Here is a 3,597-nt window from a genome sequence, read left to right as displayed (position 1 = left end):
CGCCCGCAGGTCGTGCGCGATGGCGGCCTGCCGCTCCGGCGGGAGGGCGGAGCCGGAAAGCCGGTCGGTCATCGTGTGCCCGAGGCTGGTCGCGAACACCGTCCCGATGGCGGCGATGCCGAGGGCCGCGCCGACCTGCCGGGCCGTGGACTGCGTGCCGGACGCCTGCCCGGACTGCTCCGGCGGGACGTCCGCGAGCGACACGTTCGTCAGCTGGGCCGAGGTCAGGCCGAGCCCGATCCCGTACAGCAGCATCCACGGCGCGAGCCCGAGCCCGCCGGTGGTGGCCGAGACGGTGAGGGCGAGCGCGAGGACGGCGGCGACCTCCAGCACCATGCCGCCCTGCACGATCCGGTGCGGGCCGTGCCGGTTGGCCAGCTTGCCCGCGAACCCGCCGGCCAGGAAGGCGCCCGCCGCGAGCGGCAGGATCGCCACGCTGATCTGCAGCGGGCTCGTGCCGTGCACGCCCAGCAGGAACAGCGGCAGGACGAACAGCAGCCCGAGCTCACCGACGTTGATGAGGGCCGACGCGATGTTCCCGCGGCGGAAGTTGGGGATCCGGAACAGCTCCAGGTCGAGCATCACCGCGCGTCCCGCGGCCGCCCGGGACCGCTCCACGACGACCAGCGCCGCGATCAGCACCGCCGCGAGGGCGAGGACGACCGGGACCGGCGACAGCCCGTCCGCCGGCCATTCGAACCCGGCCATCGGGAACGGCCGCGTCGCGGTCCACCACCCGTACGTCTGGCCCTCGATGATCCCGCACACGAGCGCGCCGAGCCCGAGCGCCGACAGCACCCCGCCGGGCCAGTCGATGTCGCGCCGCGCGCTCCCGGCGCGCGCCGCCCGCGTCTCCGGCATCAGCGCGAGCGCCGCCGCGATCAGCGCGACGCCGAGCGGGAGGTTGACCCCGAACGCCCAGCGCCAGCCGCCGGCGGTGGCGAGGGCCCCGCCGGCCAGCGGCCCGAGCGCGGCCATCCCGCTGATCACCGATCCCCAGATCCCGAACGCGACGGCGCGCTCCCGGCCGGTGAACACCGAGTTCACCGTCGACAGCGTCGCCGGCAGGATCATCGAGGCGCCGACGCCCTGCAGCGCCCGCGCGCCGATCAGCGCCGAGCCGTCGCCCGCGCGCGCGGCGGCGACGCTCGCCACGGTGAACACCGCCATGCCGATCACGAACATCCGGCGGCGCCCGAACAGGTCGCCGGCCCGGCCGAACGGGATCAGCAGCGCCGCGAACACCAGCGCGTACACCGACGTGACCCACTCGGCGTCCGTGGTCGTGAGCCCCAGGTCGGTGATGATCCTGGGCAGCAGCACGCCCACGATCGTGGCGTCCACGACGATGAGGGAGACGCCGAGGCTGATGACGACCATGCCCATCCAGCGGCGGCGGCCCGCGGCGGGGATCGCCACAGGGGCGCGCGGCGGCGTCAGGGACGTGGATTCGGGCACGGCTTCAAAGATATGGGCGGGGCGCCGATGCCCTTCACCGACCCCTGCCGAACTCGTCCTCCCGGACGCCGATGTCGGTGTGCAGCCGGATCTGCCGCACGGGTTCCCCCATGTCGAGGGTCCGGGACGCGCCGTCCGGCGCCCATCCGGCGGAGGCGAGGAACGTCCGCGTGACCTCGTCGGCCTCGAACGTCCAGGTGGTCAGGACGCCGAAGCCGTCCTCGCGGAGCAGGTCGGCGGTGGCGGCGAGCAGCCGGCTGCCGTGCCCGGCGCGGGCGTGCATCGGGTCGACCAGCAGCGTGATCAGCTCGGCCGTGTCGCCGGGGTCGAGGTCGGGGTCCTCGGCGGGGCCGTGGGCGGCGAACCCGACGACGAGGTCGGACGCCACCGCGACCAGGAGCCGGTGCCGGGGGCTCGGCGGATCGGTCGCCGCCTCCGCCCAGCGGTCGCGCCACGCCTCGGCCGCCTCGGGGCCGGTGACCCGGTCGAGGACGCCGTCGGGGAGCAGGTCGCGGTAGCCCTGCCGCCAGGCGCGCACCTGGATGTCGGCGACGGCGGCGGCGTCCGCCCGCCGCGCGGGCCGTACTCCGGCATCGGCCATTGCGTCGCCCGTCCTCTCCTCCGGAAGTCACCGCCCACCCTAGCGAGCGGCGCGCGTCATCCGGCCGGCGGACGGCGGCGCGCCCGGTAGGCGCGGGTCTTGGTGCGGTTGCCGCAGGTGCTCATGGAGCACCAGGCGCGGGAGCGGTTCTTGGATGTGTCCAGGAACGCCCAGCGGCAGGTGGACTCCTGGCAGACCTTGAGCCGCGGCCAGGTCCCGGCGGCGGCGGCGTCGGAGACCGCGGCGGCGATGCGGGCCAGGCCGGCGGCGGCGGTCGCGGGCGGGTCGAGCGGGACGAGGCCGGGCCGCGGGCCCGCGAGCGTGAGCCGCAGGGGCAGAGCGGCCAGGGCGTCCTCCAGATCCTCCGGGAGGTCGGCCTCGCGGCGGGTGTGATGGGCGGCCATGGCCTCGCGCAGCCCCTCGCGCAGCGCGATGGCGGTCGCCAGGTCGGCCTGGGTGGCCGCGGTGCCGTCGGGGACGAGCCGGTGCCCGGCCAGCCACCCGGCGAGCCGCTCGGGCGCCGGGAGGTCCTCCCTGCCGGGCTCGATGTCGTAGGTGTTGACGAAGTCCCTCAGCAGCAGCGCGGGGTCGTCGTGGGCGCCGGTCATCACCCCTCCTGCCTGTACACGGGCAGTCTACCAACCCGCAACACCGGTGTTCAGTCTTGACCGGTTGCACTTTCTCAACACCGTCGTTACCGTTTAGGTGGTGTCAACGAACGGAGAGACCATGAACGAGCTGCCGTACATGGCGGCGCTGGCGCAGCGGCACGAGTGGGCCGGGCGCGAGTACGCCCGGCTCACGGCCGACATCGTCGAAGCTCGCCTCACCGCCCACGCCCGCTCGGCCGAACGCGCCGCCCGCAGGCGTGCGCTGCTCCGCGACCGGCTCGACCGGCTCGGCGGGCTGCGCGCGGTGCGCCGGCCGCGCCGCTCCCGCCGGCCCGGGCTCTACTGCGCGCGCGCCGCCGCGCGTCCGGCGGGCGGTGCGCGATGAGCGGCGCCGTTCCGAAGGTGACCAACCTCGTCATCGACTGCTCCGACCTGGCGGCCATGGCCGAGTTCTGGGGCGAGCTGCTCGGCATGAAGACGACGGAGGCGAGCGACGACTGGCTCGACCTGGAGCCGCTCGGCGAGAACGGGCCGCTCCTGTCGTTCCAGCGCGTCCCCGAGCGCAAGACGAAGAAGAACCGCCTGCATCTGGACCTGGAGGTGCCCGACGTCCAGGCAGCGGGGGAGCGCGCCGCGGCCCTGGGCGCCACGCCGGCCACGGCTCCGCTGGGCGACCCCGCGGCGTCCTTCCGCGTCTGGCGCGACCCGGAGGGCAACGAGTTCTGCTTCTGCACGGAGTCTTGAGACGCGGAACCGGGTGTGCGGCGCCCTATGAACGCAGGACACCCGCGAGGCGGCGGACGCCTTCCACCAGCTCCGCCTCCGAGGCCGCCGTCCCGTAGCTGATCCGCAGGTGCGGGGCGGACGCCTCGGCGGGGAAGAAGGGGCGTCCCGCGCTGACCAGCACCCCGGCCCGCAGGGCCGCCT

General features: G+C 75.2%; 5 protein-coding genes. 2 read left to right on the top strand and 3 right to left on the bottom strand.

Translation table 11 applies throughout. The features are described 5' to 3' along the window. The 3 genes from IEZ03_RS08455 to IEZ03_RS08445 all read right to left on the bottom strand — a co-directional run. Positions 1-1,458, bottom strand: a 1,458-nt coding sequence (locus IEZ03_RS08455) for an MFS transporter (protein WP_229808142.1), incomplete at its 3' end; no start/stop codon positions are given. A 34-nt stretch (positions 1,459-1,492) separates the two neighbouring features. Further along, positions 1,493-2,059 carry a GNAT family N-acetyltransferase gene (locus IEZ03_RS08450; protein WP_184886826.1) on the bottom strand — a complete coding sequence of 189 codons (567 nt, stop codon included), beginning with the start codon at positions 2,057-2,059 and terminating at the stop codon, positions 1,493-1,495. Between the two features lie 56 nt (positions 2,060-2,115). Next, positions 2,116-2,667, bottom strand: coding sequence for a CGNR zinc finger domain-containing protein (locus tag IEZ03_RS08445; protein WP_184886824.1), 552 nt, complete (start codon positions 2,665-2,667; stop codon positions 2,116-2,118). 100 nt (positions 2,668-2,767) lie between these two features. Between IEZ03_RS08445 and IEZ03_RS08440 the strand changes: the two genes are divergently transcribed. Then, positions 2,768-3,055 carry a hypothetical protein gene (locus IEZ03_RS08440; RefSeq protein ID WP_184886822.1) on the top strand — a complete coding sequence of 96 codons (288 nt, stop codon included), beginning with the start codon at positions 2,768-2,770 and terminating at the stop codon, positions 3,053-3,055. Then, positions 3,052-3,414, top strand: coding sequence for a VOC family protein (locus tag IEZ03_RS08435; protein WP_184886820.1), 363 nt, complete (start codon positions 3,052-3,054; stop codon positions 3,412-3,414). Before IEZ03_RS08440 ends, IEZ03_RS08435 begins: the two co-directional genes overlap by 4 nt. Positions 3,415-3,597: the final 183 nt, after the last annotated feature.

This window comes from Actinomadura livida, from assembly GCF_014648675.1.
Lineage (GTDB): Bacteria > Actinomycetota > Actinomycetes > Streptosporangiales > Streptosporangiaceae > Spirillospora > Spirillospora livida.
The sequence above is the reverse complement of the archived record's forward strand: the minus strand, read 5'-3'. Positions and strand labels throughout refer to the sequence as shown.

Coding starts and splice junctions, on each gene's coding strand:
- IEZ03_RS08435 (WP_184886820.1), top strand. CDS start 3,052: ATGAGCGGCGCCGTTCCGAAGGTGACCAACCTCGTCATCGACTGCTCC.
- IEZ03_RS08445 (WP_184886824.1), bottom strand. CDS start 2,667: ATGACCGGCGCCCACGACGACCCCGCGCTGCTGCTGAGGGACTTCGTC.
- IEZ03_RS08450 (WP_184886826.1), bottom strand. CDS start 2,059: ATGGCCGATGCCGGAGTACGGCCCGCGCGGCGGGCGGACGCCGCCGCC.